This window comes from Sphingopyxis sp. OPL5 (assembly GCF_003797775.2).
Taxonomy (GTDB): domain Bacteria; phylum Pseudomonadota; class Alphaproteobacteria; order Sphingomonadales; family Sphingomonadaceae; genus Sphingopyxis.
The window spans coordinates 2,770,052-2,790,753 of record NZ_CP060725.1; the positions used below are offsets into that span (position 1 = coordinate 2,770,052).

Annotated in this window: 21 protein-coding genes and 1 pseudogene; 13 read left to right on the forward strand and 9 right to left on the reverse strand. The window is 66.8% G+C overall.

The features are described 5' to 3' along the window. Positions 1-92 precede the first annotated feature (92 nt). The 5 genes from EEB18_RS13270 to EEB18_RS13290 all read right to left on the reverse strand — a co-directional run bounded on the left by EEB18_RS13270 (position 93) and on the right by EEB18_RS13290 (position 5,516). The gene (locus EEB18_RS13270; protein ID WP_187140962.1) at positions 93-773 is read right to left on the reverse strand and encodes an inner membrane-spanning protein YciB; all 681 of its coding nucleotides are present in this window, start codon (positions 771-773) and stop codon (positions 93-95) included. Then, entirely contained in the window at positions 770-1,696 is a 927-nt protein-coding gene (gene ftsY / locus EEB18_RS13275; protein WP_187140963.1) for a signal recognition particle-docking protein FtsY, read from the reverse strand. Before ftsY ends, EEB18_RS13270 begins: the two co-directional genes overlap by 4 nt. Beyond that, positions 1,693-2,916 (reverse strand): MiaB/RimO family radical SAM methylthiotransferase, encoded by a 1,224-nt coding sequence (locus EEB18_RS13280; protein WP_187140964.1) that lies wholly within the window; start codon positions 2,914-2,916, stop codon positions 1,693-1,695. The genes ftsY and EEB18_RS13280 overlap by 4 nt, the downstream gene beginning before the upstream one ends. Then, positions 2,913-3,719, reverse strand: a complete 807-nt coding sequence (gene dapF / locus EEB18_RS13285) for a diaminopimelate epimerase (RefSeq protein ID WP_187140965.1) — start codon at positions 3,717-3,719, stop codon at positions 2,913-2,915. The genes EEB18_RS13280 and dapF overlap by 4 nt, the downstream gene beginning before the upstream one ends. Before the next feature lie 165 nt (positions 3,720-3,884). Then, positions 3,885-5,516 carry a putative bifunctional diguanylate cyclase/phosphodiesterase gene (locus tag EEB18_RS13290; RefSeq protein WP_056345462.1) on the reverse strand — a complete coding sequence of 544 codons (1,632 nt, stop codon included), beginning with the start codon at positions 5,514-5,516 and terminating at the stop codon, positions 3,885-3,887. Positions 5,517-5,794: 278 nt separating this feature from the next. Here EEB18_RS13290 and ffh point away from each other — a divergent pair, with 278 nt between their 5' ends. The 5 genes and pseudogenes from ffh to EEB18_RS13315 all read left to right on the forward strand — a co-directional run bounded on the left by ffh (position 5,795) and on the right by EEB18_RS13315 (position 10,494). Then, complete coding sequence (gene ffh, locus EEB18_RS13295; protein WP_187140966.1) at positions 5,795-7,255, forward strand: signal recognition particle protein; 1,461 nt, start codon at positions 5,795-5,797, stop codon at positions 7,253-7,255. 45 nt (positions 7,256-7,300) lie between these two features. Then, positions 7,301-7,768: pseudogene (gene rpsP / locus EEB18_RS13300) on the forward strand (30S ribosomal protein S16); the annotation flags it as partial. Between the two features lie 212 nt (positions 7,769-7,980). After that, a complete protein-coding gene (gene rimM / locus EEB18_RS13305) occupies positions 7,981-8,490 on the forward strand; it encodes a ribosome maturation factor RimM (RefSeq protein WP_056345471.1) in 510 nt (169 codons plus the stop codon). A gap of 211 nt (positions 8,491-8,701) precedes the next feature. Next, on the forward strand, positions 8,702-10,219 hold the full coding sequence (locus EEB18_RS13310; protein WP_187140967.1) for a serine hydrolase domain-containing protein: 1,518 nt from the start codon (positions 8,702-8,704) through the stop codon (positions 10,217-10,219). Next, complete coding sequence (locus tag EEB18_RS13315) at positions 10,216-10,494, forward strand: hypothetical protein (RefSeq protein ID WP_056345477.1); 279 nt, start codon at positions 10,216-10,218, stop codon at positions 10,492-10,494. Before EEB18_RS13310 ends, EEB18_RS13315 begins: the two co-directional genes overlap by 4 nt. 7 nt (positions 10,495-10,501) lie before the next feature. Here the strand turns inward: EEB18_RS13315 and EEB18_RS13320 are convergent, their stop codons facing one another. Together EEB18_RS13320 and EEB18_RS13325 are read right to left on the reverse strand one after the other, a co-directional pair. Next, a complete protein-coding gene (locus EEB18_RS13320) occupies positions 10,502-11,749 on the reverse strand; it encodes a diguanylate cyclase (protein WP_187140968.1) in 1,248 nt (415 codons plus the stop codon). A 208-nt stretch (positions 11,750-11,957) separates the two neighbouring features. After that, positions 11,958-12,119, reverse strand: coding sequence for a hypothetical protein (locus EEB18_RS13325; protein ID WP_187140969.1), 162 nt, complete (start codon positions 12,117-12,119; stop codon positions 11,958-11,960). A gap of 101 nt (positions 12,120-12,220) precedes the next feature. On the opposite strand from EEB18_RS13325, the gene EEB18_RS13330 reads away from it, so the two are divergent. The 8 genes from EEB18_RS13330 to EEB18_RS13365 all read left to right on the forward strand — a co-directional run bounded on the left by EEB18_RS13330 (position 12,221) and on the right by EEB18_RS13365 (position 18,339). Further along, complete coding sequence (locus EEB18_RS13330) at positions 12,221-13,138, forward strand: LysR substrate-binding domain-containing protein (RefSeq protein WP_187140970.1); 918 nt, start codon at positions 12,221-12,223, stop codon at positions 13,136-13,138. Further along, entirely contained in the window at positions 13,135-13,872 is a 738-nt protein-coding gene (gene trmD / locus EEB18_RS13335) for a tRNA (guanosine(37)-N1)-methyltransferase TrmD (protein ID WP_187140971.1), read from the forward strand. The genes EEB18_RS13330 and trmD overlap by 4 nt, the downstream gene beginning before the upstream one ends. A gap of 4 nt (positions 13,873-13,876) precedes the next feature. Beyond that, positions 13,877-14,254 carry a 50S ribosomal protein L19 gene (gene rplS / locus EEB18_RS13340; protein WP_056345487.1) on the forward strand — a complete coding sequence of 126 codons (378 nt, stop codon included), beginning with the start codon at positions 13,877-13,879 and terminating at the stop codon, positions 14,252-14,254. A 98-nt stretch (positions 14,255-14,352) separates the two neighbouring features. Then, positions 14,353-14,970: a DUF1287 domain-containing protein gene (locus tag EEB18_RS13345; protein WP_187140972.1), complete on the forward strand. Its 618-nt coding sequence runs from the start codon at positions 14,353-14,355 to the stop codon at positions 14,968-14,970. A 34-nt stretch (positions 14,971-15,004) separates the two neighbouring features. After that, positions 15,005-16,030: an aspartate-semialdehyde dehydrogenase gene (locus EEB18_RS13350; RefSeq protein WP_187140973.1), complete on the forward strand. Its 1,026-nt coding sequence runs from the start codon at positions 15,005-15,007 to the stop codon at positions 16,028-16,030. 191 nt (positions 16,031-16,221) lie between these two features. Then, positions 16,222-16,998, forward strand: a complete 777-nt coding sequence (locus EEB18_RS13355; RefSeq protein ID WP_187141038.1) for an arginine deiminase family protein — start codon at positions 16,222-16,224, stop codon at positions 16,996-16,998. 114 nt (positions 16,999-17,112) lie between these two features. Next, positions 17,113-17,730, forward strand: a complete 618-nt coding sequence (locus EEB18_RS13360; protein ID WP_262407926.1) for a DUF2238 domain-containing protein — start codon at positions 17,113-17,115, stop codon at positions 17,728-17,730. Positions 17,731-17,733: 3 nt separating this feature from the next. Continuing rightward, the gene (locus tag EEB18_RS13365; protein WP_187140975.1) at positions 17,734-18,339 is read left to right on the forward strand and encodes a hypothetical protein; all 606 of its coding nucleotides are present in this window, start codon (positions 17,734-17,736) and stop codon (positions 18,337-18,339) included. 81 nt (positions 18,340-18,420) lie between these two features. On the opposite strand, the gene EEB18_RS13370 is transcribed toward EEB18_RS13365, so the two are convergent. Together EEB18_RS13370 and EEB18_RS13375 are read right to left on the reverse strand one after the other, a co-directional pair. Beyond that, positions 18,421-19,191, reverse strand: coding sequence for an SDR family NAD(P)-dependent oxidoreductase (locus EEB18_RS13370; RefSeq protein WP_056345500.1), 771 nt, complete (start codon positions 19,189-19,191; stop codon positions 18,421-18,423). Further along, the gene (locus tag EEB18_RS13375; protein ID WP_056345504.1) at positions 19,188-20,672 is read right to left on the reverse strand and encodes an AMP nucleosidase; all 1,485 of its coding nucleotides are present in this window, start codon (positions 20,670-20,672) and stop codon (positions 19,188-19,190) included. Before EEB18_RS13375 ends, EEB18_RS13370 begins: the two co-directional genes overlap by 4 nt. Between the last annotated feature and the right edge of the window lie 30 nt (positions 20,673-20,702).

Sequence of the window (20,702 nt, forward strand, 5' to 3'; positions counted from 1 at the left end):
GGAGGGGCGGGCAACCTTGCGCCATAGCCCCTCCGTCAGCGGCTACGCCGCTGCCACCTCCCCATGGCTGCGCCACAGGGAGGATTGGCTGGTCAGTCCTTATCCGTCGCCGCTTCCTCGGGCAGCGCGAGGCCGTTCTTGATCATCACTGGCAACTGGGTCAGCGTGAACAGGAAGGAGAGGGCGGTGATCCCCCACACCTTGATCGTCAGCCATGTGTCGAAGCTGAACTGGCCCCGCTGGATCAGCACATACATGATGTGATTGGCGACGCCGAGGGCGAGGAAGAACAGCCCCCAGTTTCGCGACAGCAGCATCCAGCCGCGCTCGGTGATCCCGTCGAGCGCCGACTGGAGCAGATATTTGAGCATCGGCTTGCCCGCGAAATAACCGCCGAGCAGCAGCGCGGCGAAGGCGCCATAGATGATCGTCGGCTTCATCACGATGAAGCTTTCGTCGTGGAAATAGACGGTCAGTGCGCCGAAACCGATGACGAGGATGCTCGACAGCCACAGCATCGGCGAAATCTTGCCCAGCTTCCACTTCGATATGATCATCGCGGCGACGATCGCGATCATGAAGGCGACGGTGCCCTTGATCGCCGCCGTGGTCGCGGCAAAGGCGCCGGTGCCGCCCGAACTCAGCTTGTAGACCGCGAAGAAGATCAGCAGCGGGGCAAAGTCGATCACGAAATTGAGCCAGCCATGCTTGGCGGGTGGCGGCGCGGGAATGGCCGCGGGGCCGGTCGGCAGTTGCTCGAGCGTGTCGCTCATCTGATATTTCCTGCAATGATGCCCGCGATCTCGTCGGCATCGAACGGACGAAGATCGTCGATGGTTTCGCCGATGCCGATCGCGTGAATGGGAAGCCCGTGGCGCTCGGCCGCGGCGACGAGCACGCCGCCGCGCGCGGTGCCGTCGAGCTTGGTCATGACGAGGCCGGTGACCCCCGCGACCTCGCGGAACACATCGATCTGCGCCAGCGCATTCTGCCCCGTCGTCGCATCGAGTACCAGCACGACATCGTGCGGCGCCGCGGGGTTCAGCCGGCCGAGCACGCGCTTGATCTTCTCGAGTTCGTCCATCAGCTCGCGCTTGTTCTGTAATCGCCCGGCGGTGTCGACGATCAAAACGTCGATACCCGTCGCGGTCGCCTGCTTCACCGCGTCGAACACGATCCCCGCGGCGTCGCCGCCCTCGGAACCCGCCATGATCGGCACGCCCAAGCGTTCGGCCCAGACCTTCAATTGGCCGATCGCGGCGGCGCGGAAGGTGTCGCCGGCGACCAGCATCACGCCATAATCCTGTTCCTGGAACAGATGCGCCAGCTTGGCGATGGTGGTGGTCTTGCCCGACCCGTTGACCCCGATCACCAATATGACCTGCGGGCGCGGAAAGGCGTCGATCTCCAGCGGTTCGGCGACCGGGCGCAGCACTGCGGCGATTTCCTCGGCGACGATACGGCGCAACTCCTCGGTCCCGCTCGCCACCGCATCGCGTCGCGCCGCCAGCCGCTCGCGGATCCGCCCCGCCATCGCGGGCCCCAGGTCGGCGGTGATCAGCGCCTCTTCTATGCGGTCGAGATCGTCCTCGTCGAGCCGCGCCTTGCCGGTCAGCCCCGCCAGATTTTCGCCCAGCTTCTCCGACGTGCGCTTGAGCCCGCCGAACAGCCGCTCGCTCCAGCTCGCGCCGCTCATGCTGCCAGCTCCGCCGTCAGCCGGTCGCCGTCGCGCGCGCCGATCCGCACCGGCACGATGCTCCCCGGCATCGCGTCAGCGTCCAGCATCAGCCCCGCAAAATTCTCGCCATGGCCGCTCCGCCCGTCGCGTTCGACCAGCATATTCGTCCTCATTCCTGTCAGTCCGTCCATCCAGTCATGCCGCCGCCGCGCATTGGCTTCGCGCAGTATCGCCGCCCGTTCGCGTGCCACGGTCCGTCCAACCTGCGGCATCCGCGCGGCGGGGGTCCCGGCGCGCGCGCTATAGGGAAAGATATGGCCAAAGACGATGTCGCATTCGTCGATCAGCGCCAGGCTGTTCGCGAACATCGCGTCATCCTCGGTCGGGAAGCCCGCGATCAGGTCGGCGCCGATCGCAATCTCCGGTCGCGCCGCCTTGAGCCGCGCGACGAGGTCGACGACCTCGGCCCGCCGATGCCGCCGCTTCATCCGCGTCAGCACCATGTCGTCGCCTGCCTGCAGCGACAGATGGACGTGCGGCATCAGCCGCGTTTCGCCGGCCAGCAGCGCGAACAGCGCATCGTCGATCCGGTTCGGGTCGAGCGACGACAGCCGCAGCCGTTCGATCGGCAGCGCCAGCAACGCCTTGATCAGCGCGGCGAGCGTGGTGCCGCTGTCGTCGCCATAGCTCGCCAGATCGACACCGGTCAGCACGATCTCGCGTTGCCCGCGCGCCAGCGCGAGGCTCGCGCTTTCGACCACGGCATCGACGTTCGCCGACCGCGCGGTTCCGCGCGCGATCACCGTCGCGCAAAAGGTGCAGCTGTGCGAACAGCCCGTCTGCACGCCCAGAAAGGCGCGGGCATGGTCGGCACCCGACAGGGCAGGGGAATAGCTCTTGCTGCGCGCGACCGGCGCCCCGGCGCCATAGCTCTCGGTCAACCCCTTGGCGTCGTTGCGCACCACCCGCGCACCCAGTGCCGCAAAGCGTTCGCCTTCCAGCTCCGCCGCGCAACCGGTCACCACCACATTCGCCTCGGGCCGCTCGCGCAGCGCGCGCCGCACCGCCTGGCGCGCCTGCCGCACCGCTTCGTCGGTGACCGCGCAGCTGTTGAAGATGATCGTATCGCGCGCGCCGGCCGCCGTCGCCGCCGCGCGCACCGCCTCGCCTTCGGCGATGTTCAGCCGGCACCCGAAATTGACGACGTCAAGCCCGCCGCCCAACACCGCAACGCTCATCCGAACTGCGCCCAGTCGGTCTCGCCCTCGAACACCCGCGTCGCGGCGCCGCTCATCACGATCGGCTCGCCCGGCGCCCAGCGGATGATCAGGTCGCCGCCGGGCAGCGACACCGTCACCGGCGATTTCACCTTGCCCGCACGGATCGCCGCGACCGCGGTCGCGCACGCGCCGGTGCCGCACGCCTGCGTCAGCCCGACGCCGCGCTCCCACACGCGCAGTTGCAGCCGGTCGGGACCGTCGAGGCTCGCGACATTGACGTTGACGCGCTCGGGGAACAGCGGATCGGTCTCGATCCGCGGCCCCAGCTCGCCCAGGTCCACCGCATCGGCCTCGGGCACGAAAAAGACGATGTGCGGGTTGCCGACATTGACCGCCGCGCCATGCTCCAGCTCGTCCCACGCCACCGGCATGTCGCGCGTGTCCATCGGCATCGCCAGCGGGATATGCTCCCAGTCGAATTCGGGTTCGCCCAGCACCACCTCGGCGCCGCCGTCAGCCGGCGTCACGCGCAGCATGCCACCCAGGGTCTCGATCACCGCGGGTTGGCCGATCAGCGTCGCGACACAGCGCGTCGCATTGCCGCATGCCTCGACCTCGCCGCCGTCGGCATTGAAGATGCGCATCCTCACGTCGGCATGGGTCGACGGTTCGAGCAGGATCAGCTGGTCGCACCCGATGCCGTGGCGCCGGTCGGCGATCGCATGCGCGCGCGCCGGGGTCATCGCGACGGGCGCCGCGCGCGCGTCGATCACGACAAAGTCGTTGCCCAGTCCGTGCATCTTGGTGAAGCGATCCGCCATATCCCGCGCATGTAAGGCGGCAGGGGCGTGAAGTCTAGCGAGGCGGGACTATTCCAAAGCCTTGTCATTGCGAGCGGAGCGAAGCAATCCACGGCGCCCTTGCGCAACTCTGGATTGCCGCGTCGCCGTCGGCTCCTCGCAATGACGATTGGAGTGATGGAGGCGTTACGCCGACTTCCGCCGCTCGTCTTCGCTCGCGCCATCCTGTTCGGGCACCAGCGGCGAACGCAGCAGGCCGCGGTCGGCGAGCAGCTTCGCCGTTTCCGCTGCCGACACCGGCTTGCCATAATGCCAGCCCTGCGCCTTGGCGCAGCCGAGCCGGGTCAGTTCGATCGCGGTCGCCTCGTCCTCGACCCCCTCGGCGGTGATCGGCATCGCCAGGCTTTCGCCCAGCCGGACGATCGCGACGACGATCGCCTGCGCATCGGGGCTGCCCTGCATCGCGGCGATGAAGCTGCGGTCGATCTTGATCCGGTCGAACGGCAGCGCGCGCAGGTGCGACAGCGAGCTGTAGCCGGTCCCGAAATCGTCGAGGCTCAGCGACACGCCCTGGTTCTTGAGGCTGGTGACGATCGAGCGCACCAGCGGCAGATTCTCGAACAACGAGCTTTCGGTGATCTCGACCTCGAGCTGGCTCGCGGGGAATCCCGTCTCGACCAGCAGCTTGGTCAGCTTCTGGCTGAACCAGGGGTCCTTCAATTGCTGCGGCGAGATATTGACCGCCAGCGTGATCGACGGGTCCCACCCCTTGGCGATCTCCATCGCGTGGCGCACGACCCGCAACGACAGCTCGCCGATCAGCCCGCTGTCCTCGGCGACCGGGATGAAGCGGTCGGGCTCGATCATGCCATGTTCGGGTGAATCCCAGCGCATCAGCATCTCGAATCCGACCAGGCGGCCCGTCGCGATGTCGACCTGCGGCTCGAAAAAGGGCACGAATTCGTCGCGCGGCATGCCGCTGCGGATGCCGGTCTCGATCTGGTTGCGGACCTGTACCGCCATTTCCATGCCGGCCTCGAACCAGCAGAAGCGGTTCCGTCCCTCGTCCTTGCAATGATACATGGCGATGTCGGCCTGACGGACCAGCGTATCCATCGTCGCGCTCGCCTCGGTCGCGAGCGCGAGCCCGATCGACGCGCCGATGCGGATCTGCTGCGCATCGTGGATCACCGGTTCTTCGAGCACGGTGACGAGCTGCGCCGCCAGCGCCTCGATATGCGCCTTGCCCGCCGGATCGAACATCAGCATCGCGACGAACTCGTCACCGCCCAGCCGCGCCATCAGCGCGCTCGGCGGCAGCACGCTGGCGATGCGTTCGGCGGCGACCTGCAACAGGCGGTCGCCCGCGGCGTGGCCATGGATGTCGTTGACCGTCTTGAAATGGTCGAGGTCGAGCAGGAACAGCGCGACATGGCGCTGCTCGCCCGCGGCCTCGACGACCAGCGCCTGCCCCTGTTCGAGCATCGCGCGGCGGTTGAGGAAATTGGTCAGCGGATCGGTGTCGGCCAGATAGCGGGCGCGCTGCTCGGCCTCGGTGCGTTCGCGGATCTCGCGGTGCAGGTCGTTGTAGCGGCGCCAGCCGAACAGGATCAGCGCGATGTTGAGGATCAAGGTCGCGGCGAGCACCTGGTCGGCGCCGCCGCCGATGCCCGACAGAGCGCGAACGACCGATTGCATGACGCTGCTGCCGGTGCCGACGAACAGGATGATCGCGGCGACGACGATGCCGCCCGCGACGACGTCGCGCTTCGCGCCGTCGGCGCGGTCGGGTTGTTTGGGCGCAGCGGCCGTCGCCATATTCGCATTTCCCCACAGACAGCCGGTCTTTTGCGCCCCAAGCGGTGAAATTTGCGTTAAGTGTGGGTCATTCCAATCCTCGGCATGGCTTCGCCACAGGGAGGAGCTGACTTGCCTTTCCCCGCCCTTTCCCGTAAGGGCGCCCCGTTCCACCGCATTTTGCGGCGGGGCATACACGACATCCGCGACGGAAAACCTGTCCACGGATACCGCTGGTTGGCGAGGTTTCGCTCACCGGCGTGTTTTGCGTTGCGGGCGTCGTAGCAAGGATTTTGGCTGTGTTCGATAGTCTGAGCAACCGGCTTGGCGATGTTTTCGGAAAGCTCCGCGGTCGCGGTGCGCTGACCGAGGCCGACGTGCGCGCCGCGATGCGCGAAGTGCGAATCGCCCTGCTCGAGGCCGACGTCGCGCTGCCCGTCGTGCGCAGCTTCGTCGACCAGGTCACCGACCTCGCGATCGGTCACAATGTCCTGCGTTCGGTCACCCCGGGCCAGCAGGTGGTCAAGATCGTCAGCGACGCGCTGACCGAAATGCTCGGCTCCGAAACCGCCGAGCTCGACCTTGCGGTCACGCCGCCCGCGGTCATCATGATGGTCGGCCTCCAGGGTTCGGGTAAGACGACGACGACCGCGAAGATCGCGAAGCGCCTCAAGGAAAAAGAGCGCAAGAAGGTGTTGATGGCGTCGCTCGACGTCAATCGCCCTGCCGCGCAGGAACAGCTCGCCGTCCTCGGCGCCCAGATCGACGTCGCAACGCTGCCGATCGTCGCGGGGCAGCAGCCGGTCGAGATCGCGCAACGCGCGCTGCAGGCCGCGAAGCTTCAGGGTTTCGACGTGCTGATGCTCGATACGGCGGGCCGCCTCCATGTCGATCAGCAGCTGATGGACGAGATGCAGGCGGTGTCGCGCACCGCCAATCCAGCTGAAACCCTGCTCGTCGTCGACAGCCTGACCGGGCAGGATGCGGTGCAGGTCGCGCAGCGCTTCACCGATCAGGTGCCGCTTACCGGCGTCGTCTTGACCCGTATGGACGGCGACGCGCGCGGCGGTGCCGCGCTCTCTATGCGCGCGGTCACCGGCAAGCCGATCAAATTCGCGGGTACGGGTGAGAAACTCGACGGGCTCGAACTCTTCCAGCCCTCGCGCATCGCCGGCCGCATCCTCGGCATGGGCGACGTCGTCAGCCTCGTCGAGCGCGCCGCCGAAACGATCCAGGCCGAAGAGGCCGAGGCGATGGCGGCGAAGATGGCCAAGGGCGTCTTCGACCTCAACGACCTACGGACCCAGCTCAATCAGATGCGCCGCATGGGCGGCCTCGGCGCGCTCGCCGGGATGATCCCGGGGATCAAGAAGGCGCAGGTCGCGATGGCGCAGGGCGGCGCCGACGACAAGATGCTCATCCACTTCGACGCGATCATGGGCTCGATGACCCCCAAGGAGCGCGCGAAGCCGGAAATCCTGACCGCGAAGCGCAAGATCCGCATCGCCAACGGCTCGGGCACCAATGTCCAGATGGTCAACAAGGTGCTCAAGATGCACCAGGAAATGGCGACCGCGATGAAGAAGATCCGCAAGATGGGCGGGCTGAAAGGCCTCGGCGCGCTGTTCGGCAAGGGCGGCATCCCGGGCATGGGCGGTGGCGGCATGGGGGGTGGAGGCGGTGGCCTCGGCGGCCTGCCCGGCCTCGGCGGCGGGGCGATCCCGCCCGAACTCGCCAATCTCATGAACAAGAAGAAGTGATTTTAACCGACAACCGAATTTGAATCAGAAAGAAGGAATTACATCATGGCTACCTCCATTCGCCTGTCGCGCGGCGGCTCCAAGAAGCGCCCCTATTACAAGATCGTCGTCGCCGATTCGCGCGCGCCGCGCGACGGCCGCTTCATCGAGCGCATCGGCAGCTACAACCCGCTGCTCGCCAAGGACAATCCCGAGCGCGTCAAGCTTGACGCCGAGCGCGCCAAGCATTGGCTGAGCGTCGGCGCCCAGCCGAGCGACCGCGTCGCCCGCTTCCTCGACGCCGCGGGTGTCCAGGAACGCGCCGCGCGCAACAATCCGAACAAGGCGGTCCCGGGCGAAAAGGCCAAGGAACGCGCCGAGGAAAAGGCTCAGAAGATCGCTGACGCCGAGGAAGCAGCCGCCGCCGCTGCTGCTGCTCCGGCTCCCGAGCCCGAAGTCGTCGAAGAAGCCGCCCCGGTTGCTGAAGAAGCGCCCGCCGCTGAAGAAGCCGCCGCTCCCGAGGCTGCTGAATCGGACGCGACCGGTTCGGTGAAGAGCGAAGCGACCGCCGAAGCCGTCGCCGACGCGGTGGCCGAAGATGTCCCCGCCGACGCGACCGCCGACGATGCCGCCGCGATGGCCGAACAGGCCGCCGAAGGCGGACCGGCCGAAGAAGCTCCGGCTGCTCCGGTCGCTGAGGAAGCGCCCGCAGAAGAAGCCGGCGAAGAAGAAGCCAAGGCCTGATCTTGGCTGACGCGAACCGCCCCGTCACCCTCGCCGCCATTGCCGGCGCGCATGGGGTGCGGGGCGAGGTGCGGCTCAAACTGTTCGGCGAAGGCGCGGAGACCCTCCGCGCCTTTTCCGCCTTCAGCGCAGGCGAGCGCATCCTGACCCTGAAATCGATCCGTCCTGCCAATCAGGGCGCGGTCGCGATGTTTGCCGAGGTCACCGACCGCAGCGGCGCCGAAGCGCTGCGTGGCACGTTGCTGACGGTCGCGCGTTCGGCGCTGCCGCCGCTGGGTGAGGGCGAATATTACCATCATGACCTCATCGGCCTGCCGTGCGTCTCGACCGACGGCGCCGCGATCGGCACCGTCGTCGCGGTCGATAATTTCGGTGCCGGCGACATTCTCGAGATCGAGAAGCCCGCTGAGGCAGGCAAGAAGCCGCAGCGCTTCATGGTCCCGATGAACGCGCGGGCGGTGCCCGCATGGGATGCCGATAACGTGACCGTCGACGCCGCCTTCGTCGAATAGGCCCGGCGGCGCATTTTGCGCTTTCCTACATTATCGCGCTGTGCGAGCGTCGTTTTCGGTGCTTTTGCCGTGTCGGAACGCGGTTCGCGGCAACCTTCGGCACCGCCCGCTTAAGGGCACAAAGGGCACAAAATCATGCGCTGCATGCGGGGCTTTTGTGACTTTAAGCGAGATTGAAGCAAGCTTGGCGCGACAAACGGGGGAGACTGCCATGCGTTCGAGATCGCGAATCGCCCTTGCCGCCCTGTTCGCGGTGGCGTCGCCCGCCGCCGCACAGGACCCCGCCCCAAAGACCCTCGAGCAACTCGCTCCCGACATCGACGCGCGCTTTGCGACGTTTCAGACCGACGCCCACATTCCCGGGCTCGTCTATGGCGTCGTCCAGAACGGCAAGCTCGTCTATGTGAAGGGCCTCGGCGTGCAGGATCTCGACGCGCGGCGCCCGGTCACCCCCGACAGCCTGTTTCGCATCGCCTCGATGACCAAGGCGTTCACCGCGCTGTCGATCCTGAAATTGCGCGACGATGGCAAACTCCGCCTCGACGACCTCGCCGAAACCTATGTGCCCCAGATGAAGGGCTGGACCTATCCGACGAAGGACAGCCCGCGCATCCGGATCCGCGACCTGCTCCAGCATGTCGGTGGTTTCGTCACCGACGATCCCTGGGGTGACCGCCAGCAGGTGCTGCCGCAAGCCGAATTCACCAAGATGATCGCCGCGGGCGTGCCGTTCAGCCGTGCGCCGCAGAGCCAACATGAATATTCGAACTTCGGCTATGCGCTGCTCGGCCGCATCGTGGCCAAGGCCTCGGGCATGGCCTATACCGACTATGTCCGCAAAACGATCCTGACCCCGCTCGGCATGACCGCGAGCGGTTTCGACGCGCCCCATGCGCCGAAGGACAAATATGCGCTCGGCTATCGCTGGGAGAATGACGCATGGGCGCCCGAACCCGAAATGGTCGATGGTGCCTTCAACGCCATGGGCGGCTTGCAGGTCAGCGCCAATGATTATGCCAAATGGGTCGCCTTCCTGCTCTCGGCCTGGCCCGCGCGCGACGATCCCGACACCGGCCCAGTCAGGCGGTCGACGGTGCGCGAAATCGCGCAGGGATCGAACTTCACTTCGGTCGTCAATCGCATCGGCGCGAGCGGCGCCGACGCGTGCAAGCAAAGCCTCGCCTATGGCATGGGCTGGCGCGTCGCGCAGGACTGCGACCTTGGCCTCACGCTCGCGCACGGCGGTGGCTATCCCGGCTATGGCAGCCATGTGATGCTGATGCCTGACACCGGCACGGGGGTTTTCGCGCTCGCCAACCGCACCTATGCTGGCCCGTCGGGTCCGGCGTGGGACACGGCCGTGGCGATGGACAAGGCGGGACTGCTCGTCCGCCGCGACACACCGGTGTCGCCCGCGGTCGCCGACATGTTCGCCGCGACGCGCGCTGCCTATGACGCGGGCAGTTTGAAACCGCTGGACGGCAAGCTCGCGATGAATTTCCTGCTCGACCGCTCGGCCGACAACTGGACCGCCGAACTGGCGAAGTTGAAGGATCAGGTCGGCGCTTGTCCGACCGCCGAACCGCTCGCGCCGCTGGGCGCGATGTCGACCGCTTTCCGCCTCAATTGCGAAAAGGGCAAACTCGACGGCACCCTGCTCCTCGCCCCGACCAGCCCGGTCATGATCCAGGCGTGGCGTCTGCGGGTCGTGCCCGGCGACCACCCATGATCTTCATCCTGACCTTTGTCGTGTTGGTCCCGATCGCCGGGGCGGTCGTGAGTTGGTGGCTGCTGCGCCGGTTGTCGCCGCCGCTGGTCTGGCTGGCCGGCATGCTGACGGGCGTTGCCCCTGCCATCTTCTTCACAAATGCTCTCCTTGGCAGCGCGGGCGCAAACGACGATCCCGATCCGTTGCTGTTCCAGAAGATCGCGATTGGCGCGGCGGCGCTGGTCGTCTTGCTGACTCTCGCGGCGCTCCAATTCGCGGCCCGGCGTTCGGAATGACGTCCGGTTAGGCCGCCTCGATGAACACGACCCGGTCGCGCCCGCTTTCCTTGGCGGCGTACAGGTTGATGTCGGCCGACTTCATCGCCGCGCCGAAACTCGTCTCGCGCGCGATATGGACAAGGCCCATCGATGCGGTCACCGGCCGTTTCAGCGTCGGCACCATCTGCGCGATATAGGCGCCGACGCGCTGGCGCAGCCGCTCGGCCTCGCCCGCGACCGCGCTCGCCTCGCAGCGGAATAGCAGCGCGAATTCCTCGCCGCCGATCCGCGCCGCCATCGCGCTACCCGATCCCAGTGCGACCCCGGCGGCAAAGATCACCCGGTCGCCGACGTCATGGCCGTGGCGGTCGTTGATCGCCTTGAAATGGTCGAGGTCGACGATCGCGATCGCGACCGGCGTCTCCTGTCCGTAACTTTCCTCGATCGCGCGGCGGTTGGGCAGACCGGTCAGCGGGTCGGTGTGCGCGATGACGCGCATCGCTTCGGCCTGGGCCTGCGCTTCCGTTCGTTCGCGGCGCAGACGGATCAGCCGGTCGAGAATGCCGAGCGCGGTGAGCATCACTTCCAACCCCAAAGCGGGAAACAGCAGGAACAGGAAGGATTCGAACGGTGTCTGCAGCACGATATCGTGGAACAGGCTGACGCCGTAAACGCCGCCGATGCCGCTCCACGCCGCCGCTTGATACCGCGCCGTGCGGCTGCCGCGCAGCAGCGCGATCGCCACCGTCGTGACGCCGATCGTCAGCATCGTCACCAGAAACAGGCTGCGCAGCGTGAAGTACAGCCCCGGCGGATCGGCCATCACCGTCACCGGGGTCGTCAGCAGGATCAGGAAGGGCGGCCATCCCAGCAGCCGATAGAGCCGCTTCGGGATCGTCCCCGGCTCCAGATAGGCGCGCAGGAACGGCCCCGATACCGCGACGCCCAGATCGAAGAACAAAGTGATCCACACCTGCCGCGCAAAGCTGTCGGGGGTGAAAAAGCCTCCCATCGCCAGCGGTGACAGCCCGATCGCTAGCGCGAAATAGGCAAAGGCGCGAACGCTCTGCCAGATCAGAAACCGCTCGCGCAGCAGCGCATAGAAAGCGGCATTATAGGCGAGTGAGAAGAGCAGCAGCCCGAGGAAGATGCCGGTCAACACCCCGTCCCAAGTCATCACCGTCGCGTCGGCGAACGAGGACTGCGCGTGCGCGGGCACCGCGGCGCCCAACAGCACCGCGCCCATCGTCAACGCCCGCGCCCATCGCGCCATCTTGTCCCCCTGGTCCGAGTGGGAGGAAATTAGGCGTCAAGCCGCTGATTTTTGGTTAACGGAGGGTTGGATTTTGGTGGTTTGCGGAGGGAGGGGACGGGGTTGCGAGCGCTACGACGGCAGCCGCCCGCTACCATCCATGCCCATGAACGCGCCCGGCGAGGGACCACCGGGCGCGTTCATGGGCATGGCCTGGTGAACAGGATCGTCAGCCGATCCCGATCCGGGCGCGAAGGCTCGCGGTGCGGTCGTCGCGGCGCCGGCGCAGCCGCGCGATCGCGCCTGCCAGCGAAGCAAAGCCGCGATCGATATCGGCGCTGAAACGCGGCTGCGCGTCGTTCCAGTTCCGCATCCAGAGTTCGTCCTGCATCGTTCGTCTCCTGTGTTTCGATGTTCTCCAGATGCGCCTTTGGCCGCTCCGTCGCCAACAAAAGCTTTGCATCATCTCATAAGGGCACCTTATGTAGCGCGATGCCCAAGCTGCCGCCCCTCGCCGCCGTCCGCACCTTCGAAGCCGCCGGTCGTCTGCAGAACTTCTCGCGCGCAGCAGAGGAACTGGGAATGACGCAGGCCGCGGTCAGCTATCAGGTCCGCCAATTGGAGGACCGTCTCGGCCGCGCGCTGTTCGTGCGTGAAAAGGGGCGGGTGCGGCTGTCCGAAACAGGGCAGCGGCTGCTCCCCGCTGTCTCGGGCGCCTTCGCCGCGATGGGCGACGCCTTCGCCGCTTTGGATGACGACGAGGCCGAGGTGCTGACGATCAGCGCCGCGACGACCTTCGGCGGCACCTGGCTCAGCGCGCGCATCGGCCGCTTCCAGCTTCGCCACCCCGATCTCGCGGTCCGTATGTCGATGACCAACGAAATGGTCGATTTCGACGCTTCGAACGTCGATGTCGCGATCCGCGTCGGCGGCGGCGCCTGGCCGGGGCTACGCGCCGACTTTCTGTTCCGAAGCCATGTGACGCCGATCTGCTCGCCGGCGTTTCGCGACGCCAACGCGATCGCGGCGCCCGAAGACCTGCTCCGCGTCGATCGCCTCGCCCCCAACGATCCGTGGTGGGCGGGCTGGCTCGCCGCCGCCGGGGTCGGCACCCCGCCGCAGGAACGCCGCGGTATCGAACTCGACAGCCAGTTGCAGGAGGCGAGCGCGGTGCAGGGCGGCTATGGCATCGCGCTGATGACCCCGCTGCTGTGGCAACTCGAACTCGCCAGCGGCCGCATGGTCGCGCCGTTCGACACGCTCTACCAGCCCGGCGGCGCCAACTTTCTCGTCCACCGCGACAACCGCGTCGGGGTGCGCAAGATCGAACGCTTCCGCGAATGGCTGCACGAAGAGATGGAGATGGATCGCCACCTGCTGCCCGAGGCGCTATGGCAGCCGTTGCCATGACCTTCGCCGCCGTCCCCCTGACCCTCTATCCCGACATGTTCCCCGGCCCGCTCGGGCACAGCATGGCGGGTCGCGCGCTTGAGGCCGGGGTGTGGTCGTGTGCGCCCGTCCAGATCCGCGACTTCGCGACCGACAGGCACCGCACCGTCGACGATACGCCGTCGGGTGGCGGCGCCGGCATGGTGCTGAAGGCCGACATATTGGCCGCCGCGCTCGACCATGCGGTGGCGGCGAACCCGGGCCTGCCGATCCTTGCGATGACCCCGCGCGGCGCACCGGTCACCCAGGCGCGGGTGCGCAGCCTCGCGGCGGGTCCCGGCGCGATCATCCTGTGCGGGCGGTTCGAGGGATTCGACGAGCGCATCTTCGACGCGCGCCCGATCGAACAGGTGTCGATGGGGGACATCATATTGTCGGGCGGCGAGATGGGGGCGCTGCTTTTGCTCGACGCTTGCATTCGCCTGATTCCCGGCGTAATGGGCGCGACTTCCAGTGGGGACGACGAATCGTTCGAGAACGGTTTGCTCGAATACCCCCACTATACCCGACCTGTCGAATGGGAAGGGCGCACGATCCCCGAAGTGCTGCGATCGGGGGATCATGCGAAGATCGCCGCCTGGCGGAAACAACAGGCGGAGGATCACACACGGTTACGCAGGCCGGACCTTTGGGAGCGTCATGTCGATGCTCGGGACCGACCTGCCTCTGGCGCGCGGCAGAAGAAGAAGGAATAGAGGCATGAACCTCATCCAGACGATCGAAGCCGAAGAAATTGCCAAGGCGGCAAAGACCATTCCGACCTTCCGTCCCGGCGACACGCTGAAAGTCGGCGTCAAGGTGGTCGAAGGCGAACGCACCCGCGTCCAGAATTTCGAAGGCGTGTGCATCGCACGCTCGAACAAGGGCATGGGCTCCAACTTCACCGTGCGCAAAATGTCGTTCGGCGAGGGTGTCGAGCGCGTGTTCCCGCTCTATTCGCCCAACATCGACAGCATTACCGTCATCCGCAAGGGTGCCGTGCGTCGTGCGAAGCTTTACTATCTTCGTGGCCGCACCGGCAAATCGGCGCGTATTGCGGAGCGCCGCGATTACCGGCCGGAAGCCAGCGAGGGCTAAGGGAGACTTTCCCAACCCCAAGCGAAAACAGCTTTCCAAAACGACCGGTTCCGCCAAAGCGCAGAGCCGGTCGTTTTTCATTTGGGCAACGCAAATTCATGCAGCAGTCCGCGTCCTTTCAGCCTTCACGGCGCGCTCTTATCGGCGCGGGGCTGTGCTTTGGCGCTTTCGGACTGTCGGGCGGGGCGCTGGCGGCGACCACCGCCGAGCGGCTGGTTGCTGCCGCCCGCAAGCAGGTTGGCGTGACGCTCGCCTATGACCCCGCTTACACCGTGCTGCCCTTCCCGAACGGCGACGTGGCGCGCGCCAAGGGCGTGTGCACCGACGTCCTGATCCGCGCCTATCGCGACGCGCTGGGGGTCGATCTGCAGGCCCTTGTAAACGCCGACATGAAGGCCGACTTCGGGGCCTATCCGAAAAACTGGGGGCTGCGCCGTCCCGACCGCAACATCGACCACCGCCGCGTGCCGAACCTCGCGACCTTTTGGACGCGCCAGCGCGCGCGGCTGCCCGTCTCGACCGATCCCGCCGGCTGGCGGCCGGGCGATATCTTTACCGCGATGACTGGCGGGCGCTTTCCGCACACCGGCGTCGTTTCCGACCGAACTAACGCAGCGGGCCGCCCGCTGATCATCCACAATATCGGACGCGGCGCCCGCGAAGAGGATGCCTTGTTCGACCACCCGCTGACCGGCCATTTCCGCTGGAAGGTCTGACCATATTTCGAGTTTTACGCTGAGGAGTGTTTTCATGGGTTATCGTATCGTTGTCGCGGGCGCGACGGGCAATGTCGGGCGTGAGGTGCTCGCCATCCTGTTCGAACGCGAATTCCCGATCGACGAACTGGCGCTGGTTGCCTCGTCGCGCAGTCAGGGCCTCGACATCGAACTTGGCGATACCGGCAAGACCGCCAAATGCCAGAATATCGACAATTTCGACTGGGCCGGCTGGGACATGGCGATCTTCGCGATCGGCAGCGACGCGACCAAGGTCCACGCGCCGAAGGCGGCGGCGGCGGGCTGCGTCGTGATCGACAACTCGTCGCTCTATCGCATGGACCCCGACGTGCCGCTGATCGTGCCCGAGGTGAATCCGGACGCGATCGACGGCTATACCAAGCGCAACATCATCGCGAACCCGAACTGCTCGACTGCGCAGATGGTCGTCGCGCTCAAGCCGCTCCACGATGCCGCCACCATCAAGCGCGTCGTCGTCTCGACCTATCAATCGGTATCGGGCGCAGGCAAGGCGGGCATGGACGAACTGTGGAACCAGACGCGCCAGATCTTCGTCGGCGACGAAAAGGACATCCAGAAGTTCACCAAGCAGATCGCCTTCAACGTCATCCCGCACATCGACAGCTTCCTCGACGACGGCCAGACCAAGGAAGAGTGGAAGATGGTCGTCGAGACCAAGAAGATTCTCGATCCCAAGATCAAGGTGACGGCGACCTGCGTCCGCGTGCCGGTGTTCGTCGGCCACAGCGAGGCGATCAACATCGAGATGGAGAATGAGCTGTCGGCCGAGGATGCCCAGCGCATCCTGCGCGAAGCCCCCGGCGTCGTCCTTCACGACAAGCGCGAGGACGGCGGCTATATCACCCCCGTCGAATGCGTCGGCGACTTCGCGACCTTCGTCAGCCGCGTCCGCGATGATCCGACGTTGGATAACGGCCTGAATCTCTGGTGCGTCAGCGATAATTTGCGCAAGGGCGCCGCGCTGAACGCGGTGCAGATCGCCGAACTGCTCGGGCGCCGTCACCTGAAAAAGGGCTGAGCCTAATCCTCCCTGTCGCGAAGCGATGGGGAGGGGGACCGCCGCGAAGCGGTGGTGGAGGGGCCGAAACCTTGCACGACGCCTGACGGCGTCGGCCCCTCCGTCAGCGCTTCGCGCTGCCACCTCCCCATCGCTTCGCCACAGGGAGGATCGCATTGCCGACCGCAAAGCGTTCGGGCTATGCCGCTGCCATGACCACCCCTTATCGCTTCACCCACGCCATTGTCCGCACCCCCGCCCCCTCGGCGATCCACGGCATCCGTGCCGACGGCGGGCCCGACCCGGACTTTCCGGCGCTTGCTGCGGAACATGAAGCCTATGTCGCGACGCTCCGGGATCTCGGCCTCGCCGTCACCATCCTGCCCGCGCTCGACGCCTTCCCCGATGCCCTGTTCGTCGAGGATGTCGCGCTGACCTTCCCCGAGGGCGCGATCCTGCTCCGCCCCGGTGCGGCCACCCGCGCGGGCGAGGTCGCGTTTATTGGCGACGCGCTCGCCGCGCATCATCCCCGACGCCTCTCCATGACCGCCGGTCATGTCGATGGCGGCGACGTGCTCCGCCTCGCCGACCGCGTCGTCATCGGCCTCTCGGCGCGCACCAACCGCGCGGGCGCCGAGGAACTGGCGACGCTTCTCGCCGACCTCGGCTACAGCGCCGAAATCGCCGACACCCCGCCCGGCGTCCTGCATTTCAAGACCGGCTGCTCGCTGATCGACGCGGGTACCATCCTCGCCGTCCCCGCGCTCGCCGACTGCCCGCAATTCGCGGGACTGGAGGTCGTCGTGACCCCGCCGGGCGAGGAGGCGGCGGCGAACCTTCTCCGCATCAACGACACCATTCTCGTCGGCGATCGCTGGACCGCCACCCACGCGCTGCTCGCCGCGCGCGGTCACGCGATCCGTCCGCTTCCGACGACCCAGATCGCACGCATCGACGCGGGCCTCAGCTGCATGTCGCTGCGCTGGTGATGGGGCCCAGGCCCACCCACCAGTTTCCGTTCGTGTCGAGCGAAGTCGAGACACGCCGCAGGCGCGCACGAACGATGGGCATCTCGACTTCGCTCGATGCGAACGGATAAGGGGATGATCACTACCCTCCCGCGCGCCCAGAAACAGCTCCTGGCCCTTCTCGCCGCGCTGCTCCTCCTTGCCCAGATCGCGCAGCCCTATCCCGAGGTCGCGCTGCTCCAGCATATCCCGACGCTGGTCTTCCTGCTCGCCTCGCCCTCGCTGCTCCGCCGCTGGCCACTGTCGACCGCGGCGTTCGCCTGCATCATCGCCTTCCTCGCGCTCCACACCCTCGGCGGCCGCTATGCCTACAGCAACGTCCCCTATGACGATTGGGCGCGCGCGCTCACCGGCACCACCCTGTCGGACGCCTTCGGCTGGACTCGCAACCATTATGACCGCCTCGTCCATTTCGCCTTCGGCGCGCTGTCGGTCGTCCCCGTCGCCGAGATCGCCCGCCGCTGGGGCGGACTGACCCCGCGCGGTGCCATCCTCGCCGTGCTTGGCTGGGTGCTCGCCATCTCGTGCCTCTACGAAATGTTCGAATGGCTGCTCACCATCGTCGCGGCGGGCGCGACCGCTGATCGATACAACGGGCAACAGGGCGACATCTGGGACGCGCAAAAGGATATGGCGCTCGCCACCCTCGGTGCGATACTGGTTCTCGTCACCCCCTCCCGCGGCAGGAATTGAGCGATGCGCAACGTCAGCACCCTCGTCATGATCGGCATGCTCGCCGCGTGCAAGCCCGCCGCCGACAAGGCGCCGGTGGATGCCGACCCCGTCGCGCCTGCGGTCCCCGAGGCAAAGGCCGATGGGCCGAACGCTGCGACCACCGCGATCAGTCTCGATGGAGAGGGCCTGCGCTTCATCGACAAGAATAATGGCAAGACCAGCCTGCTCGCCTTCGGTGCGCCACGCGCGCAGGCCGAAGAAGCACTGGCGCGCGTCGCGGGTACCCTCGACGACCGCAGCACCAACGAGGAATGCGGCGCCGGCACGATGGAGTTCACCCGCTACGACGCGATGACCCTCAATTTCCAGGACGGCAAGTTCGTCGGCTGGTTCCTCGGTAACGAACCCGGCGCCGACCTATATTCGACGATGAGCGGCATCGCCATCGGCACCACCCGCGCCAAGGCCGCAGAGTCGGTCAAGCTCGTCGCGATCGAGGACAGCACGCTTGGCGAGGAGTTCACCCTTGGCGAGGGTCAGGACAGCATTGGCGGTATGTTCGCCGCGCCCGGCGAAGCGGCGAAGATCGACGCGCTGTTCGCGGGGATGAACTGCTTCTTCCGCTAACCTGCCTTGTGGAGCAAGCTGCGCCATCCTTTCCTCTGAAAGGCCGAGGGCAAGGTCCGCTTTCTGCTCCAAAGCCGACTGTCACGCATTGCGTGCCATCAGCCCGCCGTCGACCGGGATCACCGCGCCGGTGATGTAGCTGGCGGCGGGGAGGACGAGGCTGAGCGTCATATGCGCGACTTCCTCGGGGTCGCCGTACCGACGCAGCGCGGTGCGGCGTTTGGCGAAGACCAGCTTGTCGGCTTCGGCCACCGTGTCGGTCATGCCGGTGTGGATCGGGCCCGGGCAGATGCAGTTGACCGTGATGCCCTCCTTGCCAAGATCGACCGCGAGGCCGCGCGTCAGCCCGGTGACACCCGTCTTGGCGGCGACATAGGGCGTATCGCCGGGTGTCGCGCCCAGGCCCTCGGTCGAGGCGATGTTGACGATACGCGCGGCGTCGCTTTGGCGGAGGAAGGGCAGTGCGGCGCGAACCATGCGCTGGTGCGCGGTGAGCAGGATCGCCACGGCGCGGTGCCAGATACCGTCATAATCGTCGGCATCGAGCGGGCAGAAGGCCGAGATGCCGGCATTGTTGATGAGAATGTCGATGCCGCCGAAATGCGCGGCGATGTCGGCGACGACGGTCCTGATCGCGTCGCCATTGGACACGTCGAGCGCGAAGGCTTTGGCGTTCCCGCCCGCCTCGGCCGCCACCGCCTCGCACGCGGCGAGATCGAGGTCGGTGACCGCGACCTTGGCGCCTTCGCTCGCGAGCAGCAGCGCGGTGGCGCGGCCCATACCGCTCGCGGCGCCGGTGACGATCGCGACGCGGCCGGCGACCGAGCGTGAGCGGTTCGGCGCCGCGCTCACCGGAAGGGCGGTTCGTTGAAGGCGCGGAGTTTGCGGCTGTGGAGCTTGGCGCCCTCGTCGCGCATCGTCTCGCAGGCGCGGATACCGATCTGGAGATGCGCGGCGATCGCTTCTTCATAGAAGCGGTTCGCCTGGCCGGGCAGCTTGAGCTCGCCGTGGAGCGGCTTGTCGCTGACGCAGAGCAGGGTGCCATAGGGGACGCGGAAGCGGTAGCCCTGCGCCGCGATCGTCGCGCTTTCCATGTCGATACCAATCGCGCGCGACTGCGAGAAGCGCAGCGCGCTGTCGGTGTAGCGCAGCTCCCAGTTGCGGTCGTCGGTGGTGACGACAGTGCCGGTGCGCATGCGTTTTTTCAGGTCGGCGCCGCTGGTGCCGGATACGGCTTCGGCGGCGCTGGCGAGCGCCTGTTGCACTTCGGCGATCGGCGGAATCGGGATTTCGGGGGGCAGGACCGCGTCGAGGATATGATCGTCGCGCAGATAGGCGTGGGCGAGGACATAGTCGCCGATGCGCTGGCTGGGGCGCAGCCCGCCGCAATGGCCGATCATCAGCCAGGCCTCGGGGCGCAGCACCGCGAGATGGTCGCAGATCGTCTTGGCGTTCGACGGGCCGACGCCGATGTTGACGAGGGTGATGCCGCCGCCGTCCGGGGCGATGAGATGATAGGCGGGCATCTGGTGCCGGCGCCAGGCGCTGTCGGCGACGAGCGCGCTCGCGTTGACCCCGGGCTGGTCGACATAGAGGCCCGCGGCGCCGGCGAGCGCGGTGTAGCGGCCCTGGCCGACCTGCGCCCCCGCCCAGGAGACGAACTCGTCGACATAGCGGTGGTAGTTGGTGAACAGGATGTAGCGCTGGAAATGCTCGGGCGCGGTGCCGGTGTAATGGCGGAGGCGCGCGAGGGAGAAGTCGGTGCGCAGCGCGTCGAACAGCGCGAGCGCCTGCGGCGCCGCGGGGTCGCTGCCGAACAGCCCGTCGGCAAGCTCGTCGCCGATGTCGGCGAGCTCGGTGGTCGGGAAGTGACGTGCGAGTTCGAGCGGGGTGACGCGCCCCATGTCCGACCCGTCGCTGGCGTCGAGCACATAGGGAAAGGGGATTTGCTGCCCGGTGCGCGTCACCGACAACTCTACGTCATAATGGCGGACGAGCAGGTTGAGCTGGTCGCGCAGATAATCGGCGAACAGGTCGGGGCGGGTGACCGTGGTGACGAACTCGCCCGCGCGCTCGAACTGGCCGAAGGCCAGATTATGCGCGGTCTGCCCCTCGCGCTGTTCGCCGGTCGTGACGAGGCGGAGCGCCGGATAGTCGAACAGCCCGGTCGCGGCGGCATCGGCCGGCGGCAGCGTGCCGTCGCGGACATAGGCGGCGATCGCCGATTTGAGATTGGAGACCGAGGTGCGGAACTTGTCCTGGAGCTCGGCGATGATCCCTTCGACGAGGGCGGCGGGATCGGCGATGTTCTGGTTTTGCGATGAGGATGTCATCGCGACGCTGTTGCACGAAAATGTGACAAA